The 22,209-nt window shown below is 29.1% G+C and carries 24 protein-coding genes; 12 read left to right on the forward strand and 12 right to left on the reverse strand.

What is annotated here, in order from left to right; all coding sequences use genetic code 11:
- Positions 1-78: 78 nt before the first annotated feature.
- Positions 79-744, reverse strand: a complete 666-nt coding sequence (locus FVE75_RS08500) for a hypothetical protein (RefSeq protein ID WP_147006068.1) — start codon at positions 742-744, stop codon at positions 79-81.
- A gap of 159 nt (positions 745-903) precedes the next feature.
- Between FVE75_RS08500 and FVE75_RS08505 the strand changes: the two genes are divergently transcribed.
- Positions 904-1,623 (forward strand): YebC/PmpR family DNA-binding transcriptional regulator, encoded by a 720-nt coding sequence (locus FVE75_RS08505; protein WP_147006069.1) that lies wholly within the window; start codon positions 904-906, stop codon positions 1,621-1,623.
- 167 nt (positions 1,624-1,790) lie between these two features.
- Complete coding sequence (locus FVE75_RS08510; protein WP_147006070.1) at positions 1,791-2,519, forward strand: tRNA1(Val) (adenine(37)-N6)-methyltransferase; 729 nt, start codon at positions 1,791-1,793, stop codon at positions 2,517-2,519.
- 428 nt (positions 2,520-2,947) lie between these two features.
- Here the strand turns inward: FVE75_RS08510 and fucO are convergent, their stop codons facing one another.
- From fucO to FVE75_RS08550, 8 genes are all read right to left on the reverse strand, one after another.
- Positions 2,948-4,096 (reverse strand): lactaldehyde reductase, encoded by a 1,149-nt coding sequence (fucO, locus tag FVE75_RS08515; RefSeq protein WP_039901125.1) that lies wholly within the window; start codon positions 4,094-4,096, stop codon positions 2,948-2,950.
- 236 nt (positions 4,097-4,332) lie between these two features.
- Positions 4,333-5,601, reverse strand: a complete 1,269-nt coding sequence (gene murA, locus FVE75_RS08520; RefSeq protein ID WP_147006071.1) for a UDP-N-acetylglucosamine 1-carboxyvinyltransferase — start codon at positions 5,599-5,601, stop codon at positions 4,333-4,335.
- The gene (locus tag FVE75_RS08525) at positions 5,594-6,193 is read right to left on the reverse strand and encodes a DUF1694 domain-containing protein (RefSeq protein ID WP_147006072.1); all 600 of its coding nucleotides are present in this window, start codon (positions 6,191-6,193) and stop codon (positions 5,594-5,596) included. The genes murA and FVE75_RS08525 overlap by 8 nt, the downstream gene beginning before the upstream one ends.
- Positions 6,194-6,375: 182 nt before the next feature.
- Positions 6,376-6,795 (reverse strand): phospholipid phosphatase, encoded by a 420-nt coding sequence (locus FVE75_RS08530; RefSeq protein ID WP_147006073.1) that lies wholly within the window; start codon positions 6,793-6,795, stop codon positions 6,376-6,378.
- Between the two features lie 4 nt (positions 6,796-6,799).
- Positions 6,800-7,801 (reverse strand): tyrosine-type recombinase/integrase, encoded by a 1,002-nt coding sequence (locus tag FVE75_RS08535; RefSeq protein ID WP_147006074.1) that lies wholly within the window; start codon positions 7,799-7,801, stop codon positions 6,800-6,802.
- On the reverse strand, positions 7,777-9,456 hold the full coding sequence (recN, locus tag FVE75_RS08540) for a DNA repair protein RecN (protein WP_147006075.1): 1,680 nt from the start codon (positions 9,454-9,456) through the stop codon (positions 7,777-7,779). The genes FVE75_RS08535 and recN overlap by 25 nt, the downstream gene beginning before the upstream one ends.
- A 25-nt stretch (positions 9,457-9,481) precedes the next feature.
- Positions 9,482-10,324 carry an NAD(+)/NADH kinase gene (locus FVE75_RS08545; RefSeq protein ID WP_147006076.1) on the reverse strand — a complete coding sequence of 281 codons (843 nt, stop codon included), beginning with the start codon at positions 10,322-10,324 and terminating at the stop codon, positions 9,482-9,484.
- A gap of 355 nt (positions 10,325-10,679) precedes the next feature.
- The gene (locus FVE75_RS08550; protein ID WP_147006077.1) at positions 10,680-11,156 is read right to left on the reverse strand and encodes a hypothetical protein; all 477 of its coding nucleotides are present in this window, start codon (positions 11,154-11,156) and stop codon (positions 10,680-10,682) included.
- A gap of 283 nt (positions 11,157-11,439) precedes the next feature.
- Between FVE75_RS08550 and efeO the strand changes: the two genes are divergently transcribed.
- The 10 genes from efeO (at position 11,440) to FVE75_RS11565 (ending at position 20,089) form a co-directional block, all read left to right on the forward strand.
- Positions 11,440-12,321, forward strand: coding sequence for an iron uptake system protein EfeO (gene efeO, locus FVE75_RS08555; RefSeq protein WP_147006078.1), 882 nt, complete (start codon positions 11,440-11,442; stop codon positions 12,319-12,321).
- A 128-nt stretch (positions 12,322-12,449) separates the two neighbouring features.
- Positions 12,450-13,688, forward strand: coding sequence for an iron uptake transporter deferrochelatase/peroxidase subunit (gene efeB, locus FVE75_RS08560; RefSeq protein ID WP_147006079.1), 1,239 nt, complete (start codon positions 12,450-12,452; stop codon positions 13,686-13,688).
- Positions 13,666-15,357: an FTR1 family iron permease gene (locus tag FVE75_RS08565; RefSeq protein WP_147006080.1), complete on the forward strand. Its 1,692-nt coding sequence runs from the start codon at positions 13,666-13,668 to the stop codon at positions 15,355-15,357. The genes efeB and FVE75_RS08565 overlap by 23 nt, the downstream gene beginning before the upstream one ends.
- A 37-nt stretch (positions 15,358-15,394) precedes the next feature.
- Positions 15,395-16,108: a twin-arginine translocase subunit TatC gene (gene tatC, locus FVE75_RS08570; RefSeq protein WP_147006081.1), complete on the forward strand. Its 714-nt coding sequence runs from the start codon at positions 15,395-15,397 to the stop codon at positions 16,106-16,108.
- A 2-nt stretch (positions 16,109-16,110) separates the two neighbouring features.
- Entirely contained in the window at positions 16,111-16,308 is a 198-nt protein-coding gene (locus tag FVE75_RS08575; protein WP_147006082.1) for a twin-arginine translocase TatA/TatE family subunit, read from the forward strand.
- Positions 16,309-16,840: 532 nt separating this feature from the next.
- Entirely contained in the window at positions 16,841-17,026 is a 186-nt protein-coding gene (locus tag FVE75_RS08580; RefSeq protein ID WP_147006083.1) for a hypothetical protein, read from the forward strand.
- 13 nt (positions 17,027-17,039) lie between these two features.
- Positions 17,040-17,657 carry a hypothetical protein gene (locus FVE75_RS08585; protein ID WP_147006084.1) on the forward strand — a complete coding sequence of 206 codons (618 nt, stop codon included), beginning with the start codon at positions 17,040-17,042 and terminating at the stop codon, positions 17,655-17,657.
- Between the two features lies 1 nt (position 17,658).
- Entirely contained in the window at positions 17,659-19,353 is a 1,695-nt protein-coding gene (locus FVE75_RS08590; RefSeq protein ID WP_147006085.1) for a peptide ABC transporter substrate-binding protein, read from the forward strand.
- A gap of 164 nt (positions 19,354-19,517) precedes the next feature.
- Entirely contained in the window at positions 19,518-19,793 is a 276-nt protein-coding gene (locus FVE75_RS11560) for a hypothetical protein (protein ID WP_147006086.1), read from the forward strand.
- A 92-nt stretch (positions 19,794-19,885) separates the two neighbouring features.
- On the forward strand, positions 19,886-20,089 hold the full coding sequence (locus FVE75_RS11565; RefSeq protein ID WP_232052517.1) for a transposase: 204 nt from the start codon (positions 19,886-19,888) through the stop codon (positions 20,087-20,089).
- A 209-nt stretch (positions 20,090-20,298) separates the two neighbouring features.
- Here FVE75_RS11565 and FVE75_RS08605 read toward each other — a convergent pair whose 3' ends face one another.
- The 3 genes from FVE75_RS08605 to FVE75_RS08615 all read right to left on the reverse strand — a co-directional run bounded on the left by FVE75_RS08605 (position 20,299) and on the right by FVE75_RS08615 (position 22,199).
- Positions 20,299-20,487 carry a PspC domain-containing protein gene (locus FVE75_RS08605; protein WP_147006088.1) on the reverse strand — a complete coding sequence of 63 codons (189 nt, stop codon included), beginning with the start codon at positions 20,485-20,487 and terminating at the stop codon, positions 20,299-20,301.
- 180 nt (positions 20,488-20,667) lie between these two features.
- Entirely contained in the window at positions 20,668-21,705 is a 1,038-nt protein-coding gene (locus tag FVE75_RS08610; RefSeq protein ID WP_147006089.1) for a restriction endonuclease, read from the reverse strand.
- Positions 21,706-21,776: 71 nt separating this feature from the next.
- On the reverse strand, positions 21,777-22,199 hold the full coding sequence (locus FVE75_RS08615) for a hypothetical protein (RefSeq protein ID WP_232052518.1): 423 nt from the start codon (positions 22,197-22,199) through the stop codon (positions 21,777-21,779).
- Positions 22,200-22,209: the final 10 nt, after the last annotated feature.

The raw sequence follows: 22,209 nt of genomic DNA on the forward strand, positions 1-22,209 counted from the left end.
TGCTTTCTATATTTTTATCATAGCACTTTTTTCAAAAATGTCAATTAAAATTTAAGAATCTCACTTTTTAAATTTATCTTAAAAATTTTGAGCTCCTACCAATTTTACTTTTAATACTGCTGGCTGATAAATAACTTCCTCCAGCATTCCTTTGGCTTTTATTACAAATTTAAATAGGTATGCGTAATTTTTTGAAGTTCTTGAAAGCAAAAGATTTGGATCTGCTTTTCCAATGGTATCAGATTGCCCCATCCAGTTGTATTCGTTTATAATTATATCTCCTACTCTGGAAGTTGAGCCACGTTTTAATTCCATTTCCTGAACATATTGACCTTTTTTAAAGTCTTTCATTTTTTTTGCCCCTTTAGGCATTACAGCTTCCACAAGCAATTTTTCACCTTCATTTGGTACCGCAACATAAATTTTGACATTTTCAATTTCAATATTGTCATTTAAAATATCAAAACCAAATGCAAATTTTACTGACGAATTTTTAACATCCTTATTATCATAATCAAACATCACACCTGCTGTATTTGTTTTATAATTTTTATTTCCATTAGGGTTTAAAGAGGTAAACTGCATTTTTTCACCATTTCCCTTATCCAGATTCAAACTTTTTCCAGCAATTACATTATTTAAAGTTTTCCCAGCTGTTACAAATGTAAAACTATTTTTTTTACCAAATGCTATAATTCCCATTAGCAACATTAAACTTAAGATTATTCTTTTTAAATTAGACATTTTAATTTCCTCCTTAAATTATTTATGTAATAATATTTTATAATATTCCTTTATTTTTTACAAATTTATTTTTATTTCTCAAAATTTCCTTTAATTTCCCCATTGATTAGACTTTTTTTTTATGATATAATTTTTATATAATTAATTTAGGAGGAAAAAATGGGAAGACATGGTACAATAGCTGGGCGTAAGGAAGCACAGGATAAAAAAAGAGCCGCATCATTTACAAAACTTGTTAGACTTATAACAGTAGCAGCAAGAGGCGGAGAAAATCCTGAATTTAATGTAGCCCTAAAACATGCAATCGAAAAAGCAAAAGCAATTAATATGCCTAATGACAATATTAACAGGGCAATCAAGAAAGGAGCAGGAACTGACGGCTCAACAGCCTTTGAAACATTAAATTACGAAGGTTACGGTCCTGCAGGAGTTGCTATTATTGTAGAAGCTCTTACTGATAATAAAAATAGAACTGCTTCATCTGTAAAGGTGGCTTTTGATAGAAATGGCGGAAATCTAGGGGTTTCTGGATCAGTTTCATATATGTTCGGAAGAAAAGGTGAAATTATCATTGAAAAAACTGATGATATTGATGAAGAAGCGCTAATGGAAGTAGCACTTGAAGCTGGAATGGAAGATATGGAAACTCTAGAAGATAGTTATTATATCACAACTGAAACAGCGAACTTTGATGCAGTAGCAGATGCCTTAAGAAACGCAGGATACACTTTGCTTGAAGCAGATATTCAATACTTGCCGTCTATAGAGGTTGACTCTCTTAGCGAAGAAGATTTACAAAAATTAAGAAAGTTAATCGATACTCTAGAAAATGATGATGATGTACAAAAAGTTCATCACAACTATGCTGGAGAATTATAATAAACATTTATAAATTTAAAAATTTTAATTGCGGAATTATTTTCCGCATTTATTTTTATTATAAGTTACAACATTAATTAAATGCAGCAATTTACAATATTTATTGTATATTTCCTATTAGAATAGAAAATTTTATTAATATAAAAAATAAAAAGGAGTTATATTTTATGAAAAAAAACGGAGAAGAAACAGTTACTCCGATAAAAAATATGAAAATTATTCAACGAAATGATTTTCAAAACTTTACACTTGATTCTGTCTTGCTTGCAGACTTTGTAAAAATTAATCGAAAAACTAAAAAAATCCTTGATATTGGAACTGGCTGTGGAATTATCTCATTACTTCTAGCACAACGTTCAAAAGCACAAATTATAGGTATAGAATTACAGGAAACAATGGCAAAAATTGCAAAAAGAAATACTGAAAACAATATTTTCGAAAATCAAGTTCAGATAGTAAATGAAGACATTAAGAATTACAAAAATATTTTTACTCGTGACGAATTTGACACAATTGTTACAAATCCTCCGTATTTTGAATTTACTGGCGACATTTCCCAAACAAACAATTTGGAACAACTGGCATACGCAAGACACAATATCAATTTGACACTTGAGGAAATTATAAAAATTTCTTCTTACTTATTAAAAAATATGGGCAGTTTCTCAATTGTATTTCGAAGCAAACGTCTAGTAGAAGTTCTATCACTTTTACAAAAATATAATTTAGAGCCAAAACGAATGAAAAACTGCTATACAAAATGGAATGAAAACTCAAAAATTTGCCTTTTAGAAGCAATAAAAGATGCAAAGAAAGGATTTTCTATTGAAATGCCAATTTTTGTTTATGATGAAAATAGAAGAAGAAGTGAATATATTGAGAATTTGTATAAATAAAAAAATTTTAGAATACATCTTTTAGTATTTAAAAAATTAAATTTAAATATTTTCCTATTTATATTTTTAACAGATTAAAAAATTGAAATTTAAACATAACAATCTTTATATTTAATGTAAAAATGTCGTGATTTTTTTGGAATGAAAATGATTGTTTGAGCGTTAGCGAGTTTCATTTTTATTTCAAAAAAATGCTTAGACAAGCCAGGGATGCAAGGGAAATGGCGACTGATTTCCCTTGCTTTATAAAAAGAAAAAACATAAAAGTTATAGAAAAAATATTTATTAATAATAAACACTTTTTCAAAATCTAAATAAAAATTATTTAGATGGATACTAAGGAGTAGATTTAATTTTTTGAAATTATCAAATACATTTATTATAAAATTTTATCACTATTTTAAATGGAATTTAGTATAATTCAAAAATTATAATAATTTCTTATATAATTCTTTTATATCTTCTAAATTTGTATCCCGTGGATTTCCACCTGTACAAACGTCATTTAATGCAGATTCAGCAATAAAGTCTAAATCTTTTATATCCATAATTCCTTTTAGATTGTTTGGAATTCCAACATCGCTTGCTAGTTCTCTTACTTTATCAACTGCAGCTTTTCTATATTCTTCTGGTGACATTGTTCTTGTATGTTTTACACCGAATGCTTTTGCGATAGCTTTAAATTTTTCTCCAGTAAATTCAGCATTGTATTCCATTACAGTTGGAAGAATTATTGCGTTTGCAATTCCATGTGGAGTACCATAAAATGCCCCTAGCGGATGTGCCATTGAGTGTACAATTCCAAGTCCTACATTTGAGAATCCCATTCCAGCCAAATATGAAGCAAGTGCCATTTTTTCACGTCCTTCAGGTTCATTATTTACAGCGCTTCTCAAATATTTTGCAATCAATTCAATGGCTTTTAAGTGGAACATGTCAGTCATTTCCCAAGCAGCTTTTGTTGTAAATCCTTCAATTGCATGAGTTAAAGCATCTAGTCCAGTTGCAGCAGTAAGTTCTTTTGGCATGCTTGTCATCATTCCAGGGTCAACAATTGCCACAATTGGTAAATCATGTGGATCAACGCATACAAATTTTCTGTCTTTTTCAACATCTGTGATTACATAGTTAATTGTAACTTCTGCAGCAGTTCCAGCTGTTGTCGCGACAGCGATAATTGGTACACATTTATTTTTAGTGTCTGCAACACCTTCAAGGCTTCTTACATCAGAAAATTCTGGATTGTTGATAATAATGGCAACTGCTTTTGCAGTATCCATTGGTGAACCTCCACCAATTGCGATAATGTAGTCAGCACCTGAAGATTTGTACTTTTCAACACCATCTTTTACATTTTCAATAGTTGGATTTGGTTGAATATCAGAAAAAACTTCATAAGCTAAATTTTCCTTATCCAGCAAATCTGTAATTTTTGATACTCCACCAAATTCTAAAAGCCCTTTGTCTGTACATATAAGCGCTTTTTTGAATTTATTTTTTTTAACTTCCTCTGGGATATGGTTTATTGCTCCAAAACCATGATACGAAATTTCGTTCAAAATAATTCTTTGTGCCATTTTTCTACCTCTTTTCAAATTTTTGTTTTTAATAAATATTTTCATTCTAATTATACTACACTTTTTTAATTTTTCAAGTCTAATATTATATTTATTTTAAATTAAACTAAAATTTTTATAAAATAACCATAATTTTTAAATTTGTTTTTTATAAAATTTTTTCAAAAATATTGTAGCAAAATAACAAAAAAAGTCCTCTAATTTTAAGGACTTTTAATAATTTAAATTATATTCTGTTAAACATCTAGTTTAATTCTTTCAATTTGAGCACCAACAGCATTTAATTTTAATTCTAATTTATCATATCCTCTATCTATGTGATAAACTCTATTTACAACTGTTTCACCATCTGCTGCAAGTGCCGCCAAAACTAGCGCTGCTCCGGCTCTCAAGTCTGAAGACATTACTTCTGCACCTGTTAACGGTAATCCTCCATTTATAAAAGCTACTCCATGTTTTATTGTAATATCTGCTCCCATTCTGTTAAATTCAGGTACGTGCATAAATCTGTTTTCAAATACAGTTTCTTCCATTGAGCTTCCACCATTTACCAGAGTTTGAAGCAACATCATTTGAGGCTGCATATCTGTTGGGAATCCAGGGTGTGGCAAAGTTTTTATTTTTGATGGCTTTAAATCTTTTACTTTTCCTATTACAGTCAGAATATCTCCATCCTGTTCAAATTTTGCTCCCATTGCTTCTAATTCAGATTTAAATACTCCTAAATCATCAAGTCTTGCATTTTGAATTTTTAAATCTCCTTCTGTAACTAATGAAGCTATCACATAAGTTCCTGCCTCAATTCTATCTGGCATAATTGAATATTCCACAGCGTGAAGTTCTTCAACTCCTTCAATTTCAATAGTAGGAGTTCCTAATCCTGTAATTTTTGCTCCCATTTTATTCAAGAAGTTTCCTAAATCAACAATTTCAGGCTCTCTTGCAGCATTTGAAATAACAGTTTTCCCAGGAGTTTTTACTGCTGCCATCATAATGTTCTGAGTAGCCCCTACACTTGGAAAACCTAAGGGAATTTCAGCACCTTTTAATTTGTCTGCTTTTGCATGAATATATCCGTGAACTCTTGTAATTTCCGCTCCCAATAGTTCAAATCCTTTTAAATGCAAATCAACTGGTCTTGAACCGATTGCACATCCTCCAGGCAATGAAACAACTGCTTCATCTAAATTTGCAATCATTGGTCCCATTACTAGAAATGATGCTCTCATCTGTTTTACAATTTCATAGCTTGCTTCTGTTCTTTTAAATCCATTATTTACAATTTTATAAGTATTGTCATCTAATTTTTCTGTTTCCATTCCCAAATCTTCCAGCAGTCTCATTGTTACTCTTATATCACGTAAATTTGGAACATTTTTTAGAATGTACTCACCTTTTGTAACAAGTGTCGCTATAATTATTGGAAGTGCTGCATTCTTAGCTCCGCTTACTTTAATTACTCCATTTAATGGTGTTTTCCCTTTTATTCTAAATCCATCAACCACGTTTTTTTCCTCCTAATTTTTGACATATCGGACATTTTGAGCCAAACAATTTGTCCATAAATTTTAATTCTTTATAATTTTTAGCATATTCAGGCATTTCTTTTTTTATTATATCTAAATGAAAATCACAAACTGCACTTTCCATAGCTTCAAAATATACATCTGGCAAGTGCTTTAAATGACATTTCTCAAGTTTTGAAGTTACAACAATTTCATCTCCATCTTCATGGACAATCGCATCCTTTGCAACGACCACAAGTGCTATCTGACCTACATATGCTAGATTATCTATCATTTTATAAGGCACTCTCTTTTTCTTAGCTATTTCAATGTATTTTTTTATATCATTAAAATCTGCATGTCGTGAAATAACCATTTTGTCCACATCTTTATCTTCCAAAGCTTTTTCTATTTCATAATAAATCCCTTTTTCTTTTATTTCCTCAAATGTAAGGGCTTTGATAACTCTTTCTTTGTATTCTCCAAGAAATAAATTTTTTTCAGCTTGAGCATTTACAGCTCTATCTGTTACATCTTCTACACTTTTCATAACGTCTGCACTACTATTTTTATTAACGTTAACCATTTCCATTTTTTATTACTCCACTTCATTTAAAACATTATATTTTTTAAATTTTAATATTTATAAATATAATCAAAATTTATCATATTTTGTCATTATACTACTTTTTTATATATTTCTCAACTATTTTTTGAACTTTTATCTATTTTTAATAAAATCAGATACTATTTTGAGTTCAAACATATTTAAAATTAAAAAACTAACATTGATAATACAAAGACAACCTTAAATATAAGAAATATTTGTACAAATTTTGTTATTTTAGGTATTTCTGACCTTCCTTCGTCCTTTCTTACTGAAAAAATTAAAAGTAAAAATAATATAACATACGTAATTGTACCTATCATAGAAATATTTCCTGTAAACAAATAAATTACTTCTAGCAATAAAAAGGCATATATTTTAAAAGTGGTTCTCTTACTTGTAAAAAATATATTTATCAAATTATAATTGGCATACATATATAACAAAATTAGCATAACAATTCCCAAATACTCTGTTATTATATCCATTTTTTTTATAATGAAAAACACAAAATATGCAATAATTGTTAATAATAATACTCTTAACTTTTCATCTTTATGTTTTTTTAACTCACGATTTTCCTTCATTTTTTTAGTCATCTCCTAATTTTATATTGTTATAAATCATTTTTAGTTTGGATTTTTCAACATGTGTGTAAATTTCTGTTGTTGTTATGTTTGAATGTCCAAGTATCTCTTGCACAATACGGACATCAGCACCGTTTCCAAGCAGAATTGTAGCAAGCGAATGCCTAAAAATGTGTGGATATACATTTTTTTCAATTCCAGCGTTTTTTGCAATGGTCTTTAAATCCTTCCAAAATTTTTCCCTTCGAGTATTTGGAAAAATCCTAAAACTTTCACTTGCATTCTTTAATTTTGGTCTATAAATAGCCAAATAATTTTTTATTTCATTTTCTAAACTATCATAAATTGGTATTATTCTATATTTTGATCCTTTTCCAAGTACCTTTATAAATTCGTAGTCTTGATTTTCCACATCCTTTATTTCCAAATTTAAGGTTTCTGAAATTCTTGATCCAGTTGCAATCAAAATTTTGATAATAAGTTTATTTTGCATACCTTCAGGCGTGTGAGGGCAGTTATCCACAATTTGTTTCATTTCTTTTAGTGTAAGTATTTCAGGTAATCTATGTTCACGTTTTAAGGACTTTACCATTCCTGTTGGATCTTTTTTTATTGCTTTATTTAGATAGCAGAATCTGTAAAATGTCTTTATTGCCGATACTTTTCTTAATATTGAATTTCGTCTTAATTTTTCGCTTATATATTCAACATAATCGAAAATATCCTGTTCTTTTACTTTCGAAAAATCTTTTTTTACAAATAAAAAAAATTGTATTAAATCTCGATTGTATCCAGTGATTGTATTTTGAGAGCTTCCCTTTTCATACTCTAAAAAATCAAGAAATTCTCTAATCTCCATTTTATTTTCACGTGTTATTTTTTTATCATTGTTTTTTGAACATTCACTGCTTTTAACATTACCGTCTCTTTCTTTTTCCAAATTTTCTTTATCTGAATTAAGTTTTTTCTTTTTTAAATTATCTATATCAGTACTTTTTTGTCCCATAGCCCCATTATCTCCTTAGCGTGATTAACAGATGCTTCAGTAATATTATCACCTGAAATGATTCTTGCAATTTCTCTTATTCTTTCTTCAGTATTCAGTTCACGAACTTTTGTCTCTGTAAGACCATTTTCAATTTCTTTTTTTATAAAGAACTGCTGCTGCGCTTTTCCAGCAATTTGCGGAGAATGAGTTACACAGATAATCTGGGTATTTCTTGAAAGCTCTCTTAATTTTTCTGCCACTCTTCTTACAGTTTCTCCAGAGATTCCTGTATCAATCTCATCAAAAATCAGCACTGAAATATTGTCAACAGCTGAAAATACCGTTTTAAGAGCAAGCATTATACGTGAAATTTCTCCACCTGAAGCAATTTTGGCAAGTGGCTTGAATGTTTCCCCTACATTTGTTGCGATTAAAAATTCTGCATTGTTTATGCCATGTGCTGTTATTTCTTCAGTTTTTGTAATTTCTACCTTGAATTTTGCATTTTCCATATTTAAGTCGCTTAGCTGAATATCAATTGTGTTCTGAAGACTTTCTGCAATTTCCATACGAATTTGGCTAAGTCTTTCACCATCTTGAAAATACTTGCTTACCAATTCATTTTTTTCAACCTTTAAATTTTCCAGCTCTTCATTTTCAAAATTAACCAATGACAGATCTTTTTCAATTTTATCTTTGTATTCAAGAATTTCAGTAATTGTTGAGCCATATTTTAATTTCAGCTTATTAATCGCATCAATTCTTTCGACAATTTTTTCCAGTTTATCATCATCCATCTCGACATCTCCAGCAAAATTATCTACAGAATACGAAATTTCCTCCACTTCATAAAGTACAGACTCAATCTTATCGTATAATTCACTATAAGATTCTGACAAATCCGAAAGCTGCTCTAAATTTCTCTTAGCCCTTCCAAGTGCTGATAAGATTGAAAATTCTCCTTCTTTTAAAAGTTCTGAAGTTTCTCCCAGCTTTTCATTAATTTTTCCAGCATTAAACAATATTTTATACTCTTCTTCCAGTTCTTCATCTTCGTTTTCCTTTAAATTAAGGCTATTAATTTCGTTAAACTGAAATTCTAGAATATCTTTTTTTTCTGCAATTTTTTCTTTTTCTTCTTCAATATTCCTTATTCTTGAATTTAATTTTTTTATTTCATTCACATTTTCACGAATCTTTTTAGAAAGTTCCTTTCCCTCATCATCAAGAAATCTGTCAAGTAAATGCAAATGATATTCTTCATTTAATAAGAACTGATGTTCATGCTGCCCGACCAAATCAATAATATTCACCATAAGTTCCTTTAATCTTGATAAAGTAAGTCTTGCACCATTTACGGTAATCTTCGATTTGGCGTTCCTGTCAAAATATCGTGTTATAATAAGTTCGTCATCATCTATCTCAAACCCAAGCTCATTTAACCTTTTTTTCTGATTTTCATCTAATTCAAAAATTCCTTCTGCAAAAAGGCTTTCTTCCCCATTTCTAATCATATCTGTATGACTTCTTTCACCAATTAATAGTGAAATTCCATCTAGAATAATTGATTTACCAGCCCCTGTTTCTCCAGTTAATGCAATAAATTTGTCATTAAATTCTAAATCTAATTTTTTGATTATTGCTAAATTATTTAATCTTAATTCCCTTAACATTTCTTCCCTTTCACTATTTTATTTTTTATAAAACAGAATCTCCCCATTTCAATTTTTGTCGGAGTATACTGTAATAATCACTGTTTATAGGTTTTATTATTCGAATTTTTTTCTTTGATAATCTTGCAGTTACTAAATCATTCTCCTGTATCTGAAACCATTGGTTTCCGTCGATATTCAAATGGACTGCATCATCTCTTGATGTTGCCTTAAAACTTAGAACTTCACAACCGTTTACAATTATTGGACGCGCTGTTAAACTTTGTGGAGCAAGAGGTGTTATGGAGAGTGCATTTAGTCCAGGGTGAACAATTGAACCACCTGCTGAAAGCGAGTAAGCAGTCGATCCCGTAGGAGTTGCTACGATTATTCCATCAGCTCTGTATTTATTTACAAAAATATCATTTGAGTAAACTTCAACCTGTATTAAATGTGCTTCGTGTCCGCCTTTTGTTATTACAAGCTCATTTAATGCATAAAAAACATTATCTTCATATTTTACTTCTAAAAATGCTCTTTCTTCAGTTTTATAATTCCCATTTTCATAATCTTGTAACATTTTTACTGCATTTTGAGGTTTTACTTCGGCAAGATAACCAAGAGAGCCCATATTTATTGCAAGTATAGGAATATTCCTTAAAATAGCTTCTTTTGCGGCAACAAGCATTGTTCCATCTCCGCCAAGTGAAATTATTAAGTCAGCCTCTTCCACTCCAAAAACTTCTTGAATATCTTTTGCCTTTAGATAGTCATAAAAATCCTTTAATAAATCTTCATCTCCATATCCACTTTTCACAATTCTAACTTTTTTTAACTGCTTTTTGCTATTTAGATTATCATTATTTTCTAATTTTTCAGAATTTTCCATAATAAATACCTCTTCAAACATCAAAATTAAATTTTAAAATATTTTTTACCTTTGTGAGATATTGTATCATTTTTAAAATTTTTTTTCCATTAATTTTAGAAAATAATTTTTAAAAAAATCATAGAGAAATTAATAACTACGATTTAATTAAACTTATCCAAACAAATTGCTGTGAGTTACTTAATGTTTATAATATTATGTGTATTAAACATTCAAAAGGAATTGTTTTTTAATTTGGTTTCTTATTATTCAAAAAATAAAAAAATTAACAGAAGACAACAATAAGTCTCCTGTTTTTACTTTTTTAAAATAAATTAACAAACTCTAAATATTTTGAATTTATACTAAATTTTTCTTATTTCAAATAAAAATACTCATTTTTTTTGTAATTCTGATGTGAAGGTTTATAGTAGGCTAACTTATCTCCAAAAAATGTACTTTTACAATTTTTTAAATCATTTAATAATTTTTTTGCAACTGCACTTCCTAAAACGTGAATTGTCTTAATTTCAGCATTACCTGAAACTTGTGGATAATCCCAGTTTACTTGTTTTTCAGGACTTACTTCCATGCAATTTGCATAAATATTTATGTGACTAAGACTTGAATCCTTATAAAAAGTTCTATAAGTTGATATCAAGCATTGCTGATTCTTTAAATATTCCATTGTACCATTTTTCATATCCTCTTCAATATTTTCTGGCAACTTTTCAAATGGAATTTTTTTAACAAATGAAATGCTCTCTCCTTTTAAAACCGACCCATTTGCAAAAATATTAAATGAAACAAGGAAAATAAAAAATATAAACAAAAATTTTATACCATTCTTCATAACTATTTCTCTCCTTCTAAATTTTTATAGTATTGTTTAATAAATTTTATCATTTCATATCCATTTTTTCAATATGTATTTACTTTAATTATCATATATTTTACATAAAATTTTGAAAATCAAACATTTTTACTTTACAAATAAATAAATTCAAAGTATAATTATAACAAATCTACTTTATATCGAACTTATACAGTTATAATTATTTTAAATTTTGTTAGTTTTAACTAATTCGATATTAGATACAAATATATAATAAAATTAAAACTTAGGAGGATTTTTTATGAAAAAAATGGGAATGTTACTGCTTATAGGAGCATTAATGGCGGTTAGTTGCGGAAAAGACAATGCTAGCAAAGAAGAAGGAAAGGCTGGAACAACGGCTGAACAGACTGCTAATCAAGGAAAAGTTGATTTGAGCAAGGAAACTGCTGAATATAAGAAATATGTTGAAGGTCAGATTGATATGCTTTTAAAAGATACAGAAAACTTTGCAAAATTGTTGAAGGAAGGAAAATTGGATGAAGCTAAAAAAGTTTATCCATTAATCCGTATGGCTTATGAAAGATCTGAGCCTATCGCTGAAAGCTTCGGAGAATCTGATGTTAAGATAGATTACCGTCTTGTTGACTTTAAGGAAGAATTTAAAAATGAAGAAGGATGGAAAGGTTTTCATAGAATTGAAAAAATATTATGGGAACAAAATACTACAAAAGGGACTGAAAAATATGCAGATGACCTTGTAAACGACATTAAGGAACTAAAAGCAAAAATTGCTACAATCGAAGTAACACCTGATTTAATGGTTACAGGAGCTATCGACTTATTAAATGAAGTTTCGACTCAAAAAATTACGGGAGAAGAAGAAGTATTTTCACATACTGATTTGTATGACTTTAGAGCAAACATTGAAGGAGCTCAGAAAATATTTGAACTATTTAGACCTAAATTAGAGAAAAAAGACGCGAAACTTGTAACAACTTTAGACACTGAATTTAAAGCTGTAAATGCTCTTCTTGATAAATATATGACTGATGATAAGCATTACAAATTATATACAGAATTGAAGCCTGAGGATACAAAAGCACTAGCAGAAGCAGTTACAAAACTGGGAGAACCTTTATCACAAATGGGAATTGTAATGGATGCAACTCCTAAAAAATAATAGATTCATTCGATAACTAATATATTTAAGTATTATCATGCAAGGGGTTAATCTCCCCCTTGCTAAAATTAACATTTAGATTATCAAGGACATCTAAATAACTTACAGTATAAAAAGAGGTAAAAATAATGAGTGATGAAAATAATAAAAAATGGTTTGATAAAAAAATATCACGACGTGATTTTCTTAAAAAAGCTGGAATGGTAGGAGCTGGAGCCGCAATTGGAGCAAGTGGAGCTGGCGCAATTTTTGCAAATATGTTTAATGATAAAGCAAATCAAGTTGTTGGAGATGAAAAAATCTCATTTTATGGGCAACATCAGTCAGGAATCGCTACTCCTGTTCAGAAAAATGTTTATTTTGCAGTACTAGATTTGCACTCTTTGAACAAGGAAGAAATAAAGAAGATGTTCAAGGACTGGACTGATTATTCTCAAAAACTTATGAAAGGCGAACTAGTCGCTCCTGAACTGAAAAATCACCTTGTCCCTCCTATAGATACAGGAGAAACTGTTGGATTAAACCCCTATCGTTTGACATTAACTTTTGGAATAAGCCCCTCATTTCTCGATAAATTAAAATTGGATAACAAAAAATTAGATGAATTTAAAGATTTGCCACATTTTCCAAGAGATCAGATAAAAGATAAGTATAAAGGTGGAGATATCTGTATTCAGGCTTGTGCAGATGATGCACAGGTAGCATTTCACGCTGTGAGAAATCTTGTTCGTAAAGGACGTGCCTTAATTACTTTAAAATGGACTCAAGCTGGATTTCTTCCCATTGGAAATGGAAAAGGAACACCTAGAAATCTTTTTGGATTTAAAGATGGAACAGAAAATCCTAAAAATAATAACGACTTTAAGAATGTTGTATGGTATGATAAGAACAACTGGCTCAAAGATGGAACTTATATGATAGTAAGACGTATTCAGATGCATCTTGAAACTTGGGATAGAACTAATTTACAAGAACAGGAGAATACATTTGGAAGATATAAGGAAAGTGGTGCTCCATTTGGAGAAACAGATGAATTTGCAACAATTGACATAAATAAAAAAGGTCCAGACGGAAAACCAATTCTTCCCATTGATTCACATGTTTATCTTGCAAAAAAAGCTGAGGTAAAAATAGCACGCCGTGCCTTTTCGTATTCTAATGGAATAGACGAAGTGAGCGGACAGTTTGATGCGGGACTGCTATTTATATGTTTCCAAAAACATCCTGATCAATTCATAAAAATTCAGAACAGTTTAGGAAATGATGATAAGCTGAACGAGTACATTACTCACGTTGGAACGGGTATTTTTGCCTGCTTTGGCGGAATAAAGGAAGGAGAGTATATTGGGCAGAAATTATTTGAATAAAATAAGTATAATGTTATTTTTGTGCTTTATGCTATCTTTTACAAATATTATTGCAAAGGAAAGTTACAGTAGCCTCTATATAAAAATAACAGATACAACAACTGCTATAAAAAATAGCAATCAGAATGAAGCAAAAAAACTTTATTCTGAAATCAGGGAAGAATTTAAAAAAGTAAAAAATTCTGATTCAACACAAGGAAAAAAAGTACAGGAGCTTTTAAATAAGGAAAAATCAGCATTATCAGAAAATGACCTAAAAGAAGTTACAACAGCACTGCTTGCTTTTGAAAAGGAGCAAAATCCTGTTAATGATAACGAGGAAAAGAAAAAATTTCAGTCAAGAATGTATCCTGCTTTGGAGGTCCTAGAAAAGGCAATTCAGTCTAAAAATGTAGAACTGATGAAAAAGGAATATCTGAAATTTAATGGCGTATGGACTAGAAATGAAAGTTTTATAAGAAGCAGAAGTATTCCTTACTATGGAAAAGTGGAAACTGCCATGTCCTTTCTTAGAAGTTCTATGGAAGTGGAGCCCTTTGACTATGACAGCACAATGAATTCTTTCAATGAATTGAAGTCTGCTATAAAGGATTATCTGGATGGAAAAAAAATAGAAAACAATGTTTCGAGCACAATCACGTTGAAAGAAGCTGTGGATATGCTAAAAGATGCCTTGGATGCTTTTAAAACAGGAGATAAAGCTAAAGGACAATCAAAAGTTAAACAGTTTATTCAAGTATGGCCAACTGTTGAAGGCGATGTAAGTACAAGAAATTCATCATTATACACAAAAGTGGAAACTCAAACTCCAATAATTATGGTAAAAGGTGCTGAAAAAGAATATCAGGAACAACTACAGGGATTAATAACAGAATTATCACAAATTGATACAAAAGTACAATATACATTTGTTGACGCAATGTTTATACTTCTTCGTGAAGGTGTAGAAGCACTTCTTATCGTTCTGGCATTAGTAAGCAGTCTAAAAGCTGCAAATCAGAAAAAAGGATTACGTTGGGTATATGCAGGAGCTGCTTTCGGAATTTTAGCAAGTGTCATTATAGCATTTATGCTTCAAGCACTATTCCCTGCGGTATCTTCAGGGACAAATCGTGAAATTCTGGAAGGAATTGTAGGAATTTTTGCGGTTATAATGATGATTGGTATTGGTTTCTGGCTACATAGCAAGTCATCTCTAAAATCTTGGAAAGACTATATTGACAGAAAAATGGACGTAGTTTTAAGCACAGGAAGTTTTATTTCAATGTTTGTACTTAGTTTTCTTGCGGTATTTAGGGAAGGTGCTGAAACGATTCTATTTTATGTGGGAATTTTACCATTAATTTCTTTGCAGAGCTTGATTATTGGTATCGTGAGTGCTATACTAATATTAGTTATAATTGCATTTGTACTAATATACGCTTCTTCAAAAATAAAAATACATCAAATATTCCTTGTATTGACATGGACGATATATTTCCTTGCATTTAAGATGCTTGGAACAAGTATTCATATGCTACAAGTTGTAGGAATTTTACCGCTACACGTAGTAAACTTTATTCCAACAGTAGAAATTTTTGGAATTTATGCAAATATGGAAGTATTTATTTGTCAATTAATTTTAATAACTATAATTGCATTTGCAACTTTTAAAAGAAAAGATAAATAGGTTTTAAATATTTTTAACAATCGGAAAGGAATAAAAAATGTCTAAAATTGATGAACAGACACTTATAGAACATTTAAGTGAATTTAGGAAAAGACTTATTGTAATAATCGTATTTTTTATAATAGCCTTTCTGATAAGCCTAGTATTCTGCTCTAGTATTTACAAATTATTAACAGCTTCTTTTAATCAGAAATTAGTTGTTTTAGGCCCTAACGATATTTTGAGCATTTATTTGATGCTGGCTGGAATATGTGCCTTCAGTTTAACCCTTCCATTTGCAAGTTATCAGATATGGGCATTTGTCCGTCCTGCATTGGAAGAAAGAGAAGCCAAAGTAGTTTTATCCTATGTTCCTGCAACCTTTATATTGTTTATTGCCGGTCTATGTTTTGGTTTCTTTTTCATAACGCCTGCATTATTAAACGTGCTTCTTTCATTTGGAGATGATTTGTTTAATATACAGCTTACAGCAAACAGTTATCTGACATTCATAATTCATACTTCCCTTCCACTTGGAATAATATTTGAACTGCCAGTTATTGTAGCCTTTTTAACATCGCTACACATTTTAACACCGCAATATCTAATAAAAAACAGAAGATATGGATACTTTATTTTACTAGTACTCGCAGTAGTATTAACACCTGCCGATTTTATAAGTGATTTAACAATGGCAGCTCCCTTGATTCTGCTGTATGAAGTAAGTATCCTTGTCTGCAAATATATTTATAAAAAAAGGAGGAATTACTAAAAATGGGAATTTTTAGAGATATCGGAGCACCAGGACTCATAGTCCTTATACTTGGTGCATTACTTATTTTTGGACCAAAGAGGCTGCCTGAATTAGGAGAAGCCATCGGAAAAATGATTCGAGAATTTAAAAAATCAGTTTCTGGAATTGATTTGGAAAAAGATGATAAAGTTACAGAAGATAAAAAAGAAGATAAATAAAAAAACAAGAGCAGTCTCATAACTATGAACCGCTCTTTTTTATAATGAAACTTATACAAAACCGACCTAAAAATACGGTATAACAACTTTATGGCATATGAAAAAGATTATAGGAAAAGAATTTTAAATTTTTATTACGAAAATGGAAAAACAAAAACATTATTTCAATTCAACATAAGTTCTAGCACATTAACTTAAGAAGGAAACAGGAGATCTTTCATCAAGAACATGGAAAAGAAAATTTAAGGTACTTGATTCTGAAAAACTTGATGAATATATGAAAAATCCAAAGAATACAGATAAATACATCCGTGAAATAGCAGTTACTTATGTTTTATTTAATAAATTAATTCAGTTTTAAATAGGTTTTACTATACAAAATAGAAAAGACAAGTTTTCTATTTTAAGAGAAAAGGATTCTTGCTAAGTTTAAAAATCAAAAATCTCATTTTATTTTAATCTTTTACTGCTAATATTACATAAGAATAGAAAATAAATAAAAAAATATGCATTTCCGGAGGTAAGAGAATATATGAAAATAAATGATTTAAATGAAAAATTTGAAGATTTTGAAAAAGAGAATATCAGCAATGTATTTCAAGGATTGATGAAAATAACAGGTATAGTCGTTTTAGCAGTTTTTCTTGTATTATTTAAGAGAATGATATATATGCAATATTATCTTTCTTTTATAATGAAATTTAGGGTACAGATGTAAAAGAAAAATAACAATGCTAGCTGCAATATTTACATTATTTTCTCTTATTGTAATAATTGTATCAGCTATTATTTTTATAAAAATGACAAAAGACTATTTTAATGAAAATAGTATGGAATTATCTCATAAAATAAAATATTATGTAATAATTTTCATAGGAATTTTAATTATTATAAATTCGATTATTGGAACATCTGAAGTTCTTAAACAGATGAAACTCAACTTTACTTTCATTCAGAAAACAATGCTGTTTTTATTTTCCGGAATTCCTTCAGGAGTAATAGCAACATCAGCAACTGCATTTTTTTCAGTAGTCTTTTTATTTTCAGTAAAAACATACGAAAAGAAATTGTATGAACACAGAATAATAGGAATAATTTATACTGCTATTGTTTCAATAATAGGATTATTAGGAATCAATTTTATAATGGAACTTTCTAACTTGTATAAAAATTACTCTTTTAAAGTGGGGCATGAGTTTAAACTTTTTATTCATTTCTTAAAATTTGTGTTGAGGTATAAAAATTTATACATTGAGATATTTAATATGTATTTCTGTGTAAATTTATTTGTAATAATATTTTTAGGAATTTTGCTGATTTTTGCTAAAAAAAATAGAGAGGGTGAATAAAATGAAAAAAATATATACAATTTTTATATTATTATTAGGAGTATTCAATTTATCATGTTCCGAAAGTAAGACAGGAACACATTCTGAGAATAAGACAGGAGAAAATATATTTGATACAATGGCGGACACAATTAGTGGATCTAAATTTGAATATAATGTTGCTGAAAGTACTCCTGATACTTTTAATTTAGTACATCTGTTTCTTCCTGAATCTTACGATGCTCAGCTGCTTAATGATAAACACCCTGAAAATATCAGAAATTATGAAGCTGCTGATATTTTTGACCTTTTATTTGAAGGACTTGTCAGAATTGATGAAAATGGTAAAATAGTACCCGGACTAGCAGAAAAATGGGAAACAGGCAAGGATAAAACCAAGTGGACTTTTCATCTGAGAAAAGGATTGAAATATTCTGACGGAACCCCTATAAAAGCTGAAGATTTCAAAACTGCATTGTTGAGAATGCTGAATCCTGAAATAATATCTCCAAGTACAGATGTTCTTTTTCTTGTAAAAAACGGCAGAAAATTTTATGAGGGAAAAGTAAAATCTGAAGATGTAGGAATAAAAATATTGGATAACAATGAGACTATTGAACTGGAACTAATCAAGCCGACAGGATATTTTGATATGTTAATGGCAAAAGTCGAATTTTCGCCTTTAAAGCAGGAATTTTTTGGGAAGTTGGGACAAAAATACGGGAAAGCACCTGAAAATACGTTATACTCAGGACCTTATATAATAAAAAGTATAGGAAAAAGAAAATTATTGTTGGAAAAAAATAAAAATTACTGGAACAGCAATAATATAAAAATGAATAAAATCAATGTTTATGGCGGTTTATGGGACGGAGACGACCATAAAAGAATTGCTGAAAGTAAAGGAATAGATGCAACTGTTGTATATTCTCAGTTCTTTTCAAGAGCCAAACTGAAAAATGACATGAAAGAAACACAGAGATTATCTACAAGTTCTTCTCATTATTATGTTTTCAATACTAAAGTAAATGTATTGAGTAATCCTAAGGTCAGAAAGGCTATAGATGCTGTAATGGCAGGAGAAACAAGGAAAGAATACGGATTTGTTCCGGAATACATCAGTATTAATGGAAAAAATTTCTCTGCTTTAGCTGCAAAAAATGGAAAAATTGAAAGTGAGAGTTATCATTACAAAAATATAAAAGAATTATTAGATGAGGGATTAAAAGAATTAGGAATAAATAAAATGCCTGTTTTAAATATTGTCATTAAAGAAAATTCCATTGACAGGTTCTCAGAAAATTTAAAAAAATATCTTGGAATAGATGTCAAAGTTACAAGAGTGTCTTATAAGGATTTAATTTTAAAATCAAGAAAAAAAGATTTTGATATTATTGAAAACGAAATTTTGTTAGGATTTAGTGATCCGATACTTTATCTTGAAAGATTTGTATCAGACAGTCCTTATAATTACGGTTCTTATTCTAATTCTGAATATGACAAACTTATAAAAATTGCCTCTGAAACAAAAGATATTAACGTCAAAACAGATGTTTTAGTCAAAGCCGAAAATATATATGAGAAAGAAAATCCGGCATCAAAAATGGGCTATGGTGAAATTACTCGTGTTATTCTCAAAAGACAGGGAATAATAGGACTGAAATTAGTTCCTTATGGCGGAATTTTATATTTAAGAAATGTTAATAAAGCTAAATAGAAGTTTAAAAAAGGCTCTTTGTCAAGTGTAAAAATATAATTTAATAAAATCGGACTGGTATACTCCAGTCTTTTTTGTTATAATAAATTCAGACATATTTTTTGAAATTTTAATGTTCAGATAAAATTTATGTTAATAAATAAAATAAAAGGTGGGGGATTTTTGTGAAAAATATAAAAGGAGTATTTTTATTACTGCTATTTTTTTGTTTTCTAACAGGCTGTGGAAAGGAGACAGTGAGAGTAGCACCGAAAAAATTAGGATACACAAGAAAAAAACAGACAAAATACAGGGAACAGGACGAGAAAAAAGTAAATGTATATTTAAAAAAATTATCAGAAGTAGGTTCAGACAGCGAAATAATCTATATTGATGAAACAGGCTTTGACGAATATTACTACCGTGAATACAGCTGGAGTAAAAGGGGGAATGTCTATTGAAGGGAAGAAAAGAGGATTTAGATATTCAAGAATAAATCTGGTTGCTGGAAAAGTAGGTAATACACTGATAGGATATGATATACAGGGAAACAATGGAAAGTGAATTTTTTGAAGAATGGTTCAGGGAAATACTTTTAAGAGATATTGAAAAATTAGAGAAGAGAGTTCTAATAGTGATGGATAATGCCAGATTTCATATAAAGAATATATTAGAAAAGATAATTAAGGAAACGGGGCATTCTCTATTATTTCTTCCGGTGTATTTAACGGATTTAAATCCAATAGAAAAATTATGAGCTAATATGAAGAAAAAATTAAAGGAGATAGCCCATAATTTTAATACACTAGAAGAAGCAGTTACTTCTGTTTTATTTAATAAATTAGTTCAGTTTTAAATAGGTTTTACTATATTTAAAATTAATTTACAAAAAAAAGTCTATTTTCTATAACAACTTAATGTTTTTTAAAATAGACTTTTGATATACAGTTTATCTTTATTTCAGAATTATTCTCCTTCAGGTAAAACAAATCCTGCTATTAAATATGCGATTGCTAACGATCCTCCTGTAAGAACTGCTAATACAACTGCTATTATTCTTATTAAGTTAGAATCTTTATCCATGTATTTTGCAAGTCCACCACATACACCCATTATTTTTTTGTCAGATGCTGATTTTGTTAGTTTTTTTTCCATTTTTCCTCCTAAATATTTTTATAAATGAAATTTCAAATTCTTTATTTCACATACATTATATCATATCCCTTATATTATGTAAATTATTTTATGTCAAATTTATCCAAAAAATATCTAGATGTATTATCAATTTGAATTTAACATTGTAAAATACTTTTTTAACAAACTTAACATTTATAATCAATCTCCCAACATTTCTTCAAAAATTTCTTTTAAGTCAATACTTTCAATAATTGATTTAAAAATTAATTTTTTTAGTTCTTCTGAAAAAATGACTTTTATATCTTCTTTTTTGCATTCTTCAATTAATTTTGGATTTTCCTCTTTTTTAGCTGGAGTTATAACCAAAATTTTATCAATTAGTTTACCCTCTTCCTCTTCCCGTCCATATTTTTCGGCTTTTTTTACTTGATCTATAATTGTATTAATGTTTTCATCAGAAATCTTACCTTTGTAATGTTTTACTTGTATAGCTATGTTATAACTTTCTGAAATTGAGATTCCAGGTATATTTACCAAAACATCGGTTCCATGTTCTTCTTCTTTACTACCACCCGTTTTTTTAATTTTATATCCAGGATAGATTTTTTCTAAAATATCTTTTAATACCTCTTCCCACTGAGAAGCTACAAATTTTTGATTATATTCATCAACAATTTTGTCACAACATTCTTTTAAATTAAAATAAGATTTTACTTGCTCTGATACAATATTTTTTATATTTTCAATAACACTTGTTGATTCCCTATTTCCTTCTAAATTTTTTATAATTTTTTCAATATCCTCTGAAAAACGGCTAATATTCCAAAATCTATTTCTTGCTTTTAACGTACTTTGTATATTTCCAGAAACATCCTTTCCATGTCTGTTAAAACATCCTCTGTACTCTGCAGGAAAAATATGTCCAAAATCCTTCTTTTTATCATCAATTTCAAATTTATATCCTTTATTCCAATCTTCAATTGCTTCAGCTATAGCAACACTACCCCAATCTGGTAATCTAGGTATTAGTAGTATGTCTCCTTTTTTTACATTATCATACATACTTAAATTTTTTCTAGCACCACTATCCGTTGTATCAGGCAATTTTTGGTTTTCAGCATATCCCCAACCTTGTCGTAAACGTCCTTGTTCTAATTCCTTAAAAAAGAAATCCTGATTTTTTACATCAATTCTGTATCCCCAGTAATGTTTTTCTCTTTCTTGTGTCTTTCCCATTCTAAATCCCTTCTTTCTATAATATTAATCAATTTATTTAACTGAATCTTCCACAATGTAAGCAATAATATTTATGAAATTTTCATTTTCTGGATGTATTTGCAGTCCCCAAAGAAATGCCCACTTGCTGTTAAAGTTTTTGTTATTCCGTTGATTCCATTTTTTAAATCCTCGGCAGATTTGCATTTTATGATAAAGTTTGTTTTTGAATCAAATAGGTCAGTATAGCCATTTCCAATATCATAAATGCCAGTAAAAATGTCGTTTTTTTCAGTGTTTCTGATTATTTCTAAGCTAAAATTTTTATCATTTTTAAAATATGTGTTTAAAATTATCAAAATTACATCTGTATCTTGAAAATTTATTTTTAAATCTTTGTAGTCATTTTTAATTGTAATAATGCTTATATTTTCATGTGTAATTATTTCTTTTTCAATAGTGCTTAGACCTGTTTCTCCTAAACTTATAATTTTTATTTTTGGTATTTTTTCCATAAATTTTTTC

It is taken from the genome of Leptotrichia hongkongensis (genome assembly GCF_007990635.1).
GTDB classification, from domain to species: Bacteria; Fusobacteriota; Fusobacteriia; order Fusobacteriales; family Leptotrichiaceae; genus Leptotrichia; species Leptotrichia hongkongensis.

Excerpts from the sequence above, each read along its gene's own strand:
- efeO (WP_147006078.1), top strand. The coding sequence starts at position 11,440 with ATGAAAAAAATGGGAATGTTACTGCTTATAGGAGCATTAATGGCGGTT.
- FVE75_RS08580 (WP_147006083.1), top strand. The coding sequence starts at position 16,841 with ATGAAAATAAATGATTTAAATGAAAAATTTGAAGATTTTGAAAAAGAG.
- FVE75_RS08510 (WP_147006070.1), top strand. The coding sequence starts at position 1,791 with ATGAAAAAAAACGGAGAAGAAACAGTTACTCCGATAAAAAATATGAAA.
- FVE75_RS08550 (WP_147006077.1), bottom strand. The coding sequence starts at position 11,156 with ATGAAGAATGGTATAAAATTTTTGTTTATATTTTTTATTTTCCTTGTT.
- fucO (WP_039901125.1), bottom strand. The coding sequence starts at position 4,096 with ATGGCACAAAGAATTATTTTGAACGAAATTTCGTATCATGGTTTTGGA.
- tatC (WP_147006081.1), top strand. The coding sequence starts at position 15,395 with ATGTCTAAAATTGATGAACAGACACTTATAGAACATTTAAGTGAATTT.
- FVE75_RS11565 (WP_232052517.1), top strand. The coding sequence starts at position 19,886 with ATGGAAAGTGAATTTTTTGAAGAATGGTTCAGGGAAATACTTTTAAGA.
- recN (WP_147006075.1), bottom strand. The coding sequence starts at position 9,456 with ATGTTAAGGGAATTAAGATTAAATAATTTAGCAATAATCAAAAAATTA.
- efeB (WP_147006079.1), top strand. The coding sequence starts at position 12,450 with ATGAGTGATGAAAATAATAAAAAATGGTTTGATAAAAAAATATCACGA.
- FVE75_RS08615 (WP_232052518.1), bottom strand. The coding sequence starts at position 22,199 with ATGGAAAAAATACCAAAAATAAAAATTATAAGTTTAGGAGAAACAGGT.
- FVE75_RS08590 (WP_147006085.1), top strand. The coding sequence starts at position 17,659 with ATGAAAAAAATATATACAATTTTTATATTATTATTAGGAGTATTCAAT.
- FVE75_RS08500 (WP_147006068.1), bottom strand. The coding sequence starts at position 744 with ATGTCTAATTTAAAAAGAATAATCTTAAGTTTAATGTTGCTAATGGGA.
- FVE75_RS08545 (WP_147006076.1), bottom strand. The coding sequence starts at position 10,324 with ATGGAAAATTCTGAAAAATTAGAAAATAATGATAATCTAAATAGCAAA.
- FVE75_RS08530 (WP_147006073.1), bottom strand. The coding sequence starts at position 6,795 with ATGAAGGAAAATCGTGAGTTAAAAAAACATAAAGATGAAAAGTTAAGA.
- FVE75_RS08585 (WP_147006084.1), top strand. The coding sequence starts at position 17,040 with ATGCTAGCTGCAATATTTACATTATTTTCTCTTATTGTAATAATTGTA.
- FVE75_RS08610 (WP_147006089.1), bottom strand. The coding sequence starts at position 21,705 with ATGGGAAAGACACAAGAAAGAGAAAAACATTACTGGGGATACAGAATT.
- FVE75_RS08525 (WP_147006072.1), bottom strand. The coding sequence starts at position 6,193 with ATGGAAATGGTTAACGTTAATAAAAATAGTAGTGCAGACGTTATGAAA.
- FVE75_RS08535 (WP_147006074.1), bottom strand. The coding sequence starts at position 7,801 with ATGGGACAAAAAAGTACTGATATAGATAATTTAAAAAAGAAAAAACTT.
- FVE75_RS08505 (WP_147006069.1), top strand. The coding sequence starts at position 904 with ATGGGAAGACATGGTACAATAGCTGGGCGTAAGGAAGCACAGGATAAA.
- FVE75_RS08605 (WP_147006088.1), bottom strand. The coding sequence starts at position 20,487 with ATGGAAAAAAAACTAACAAAATCAGCATCTGACAAAAAAATAATGGGT.
- FVE75_RS08575 (WP_147006082.1), top strand. The coding sequence starts at position 16,111 with ATGGGAATTTTTAGAGATATCGGAGCACCAGGACTCATAGTCCTTATA.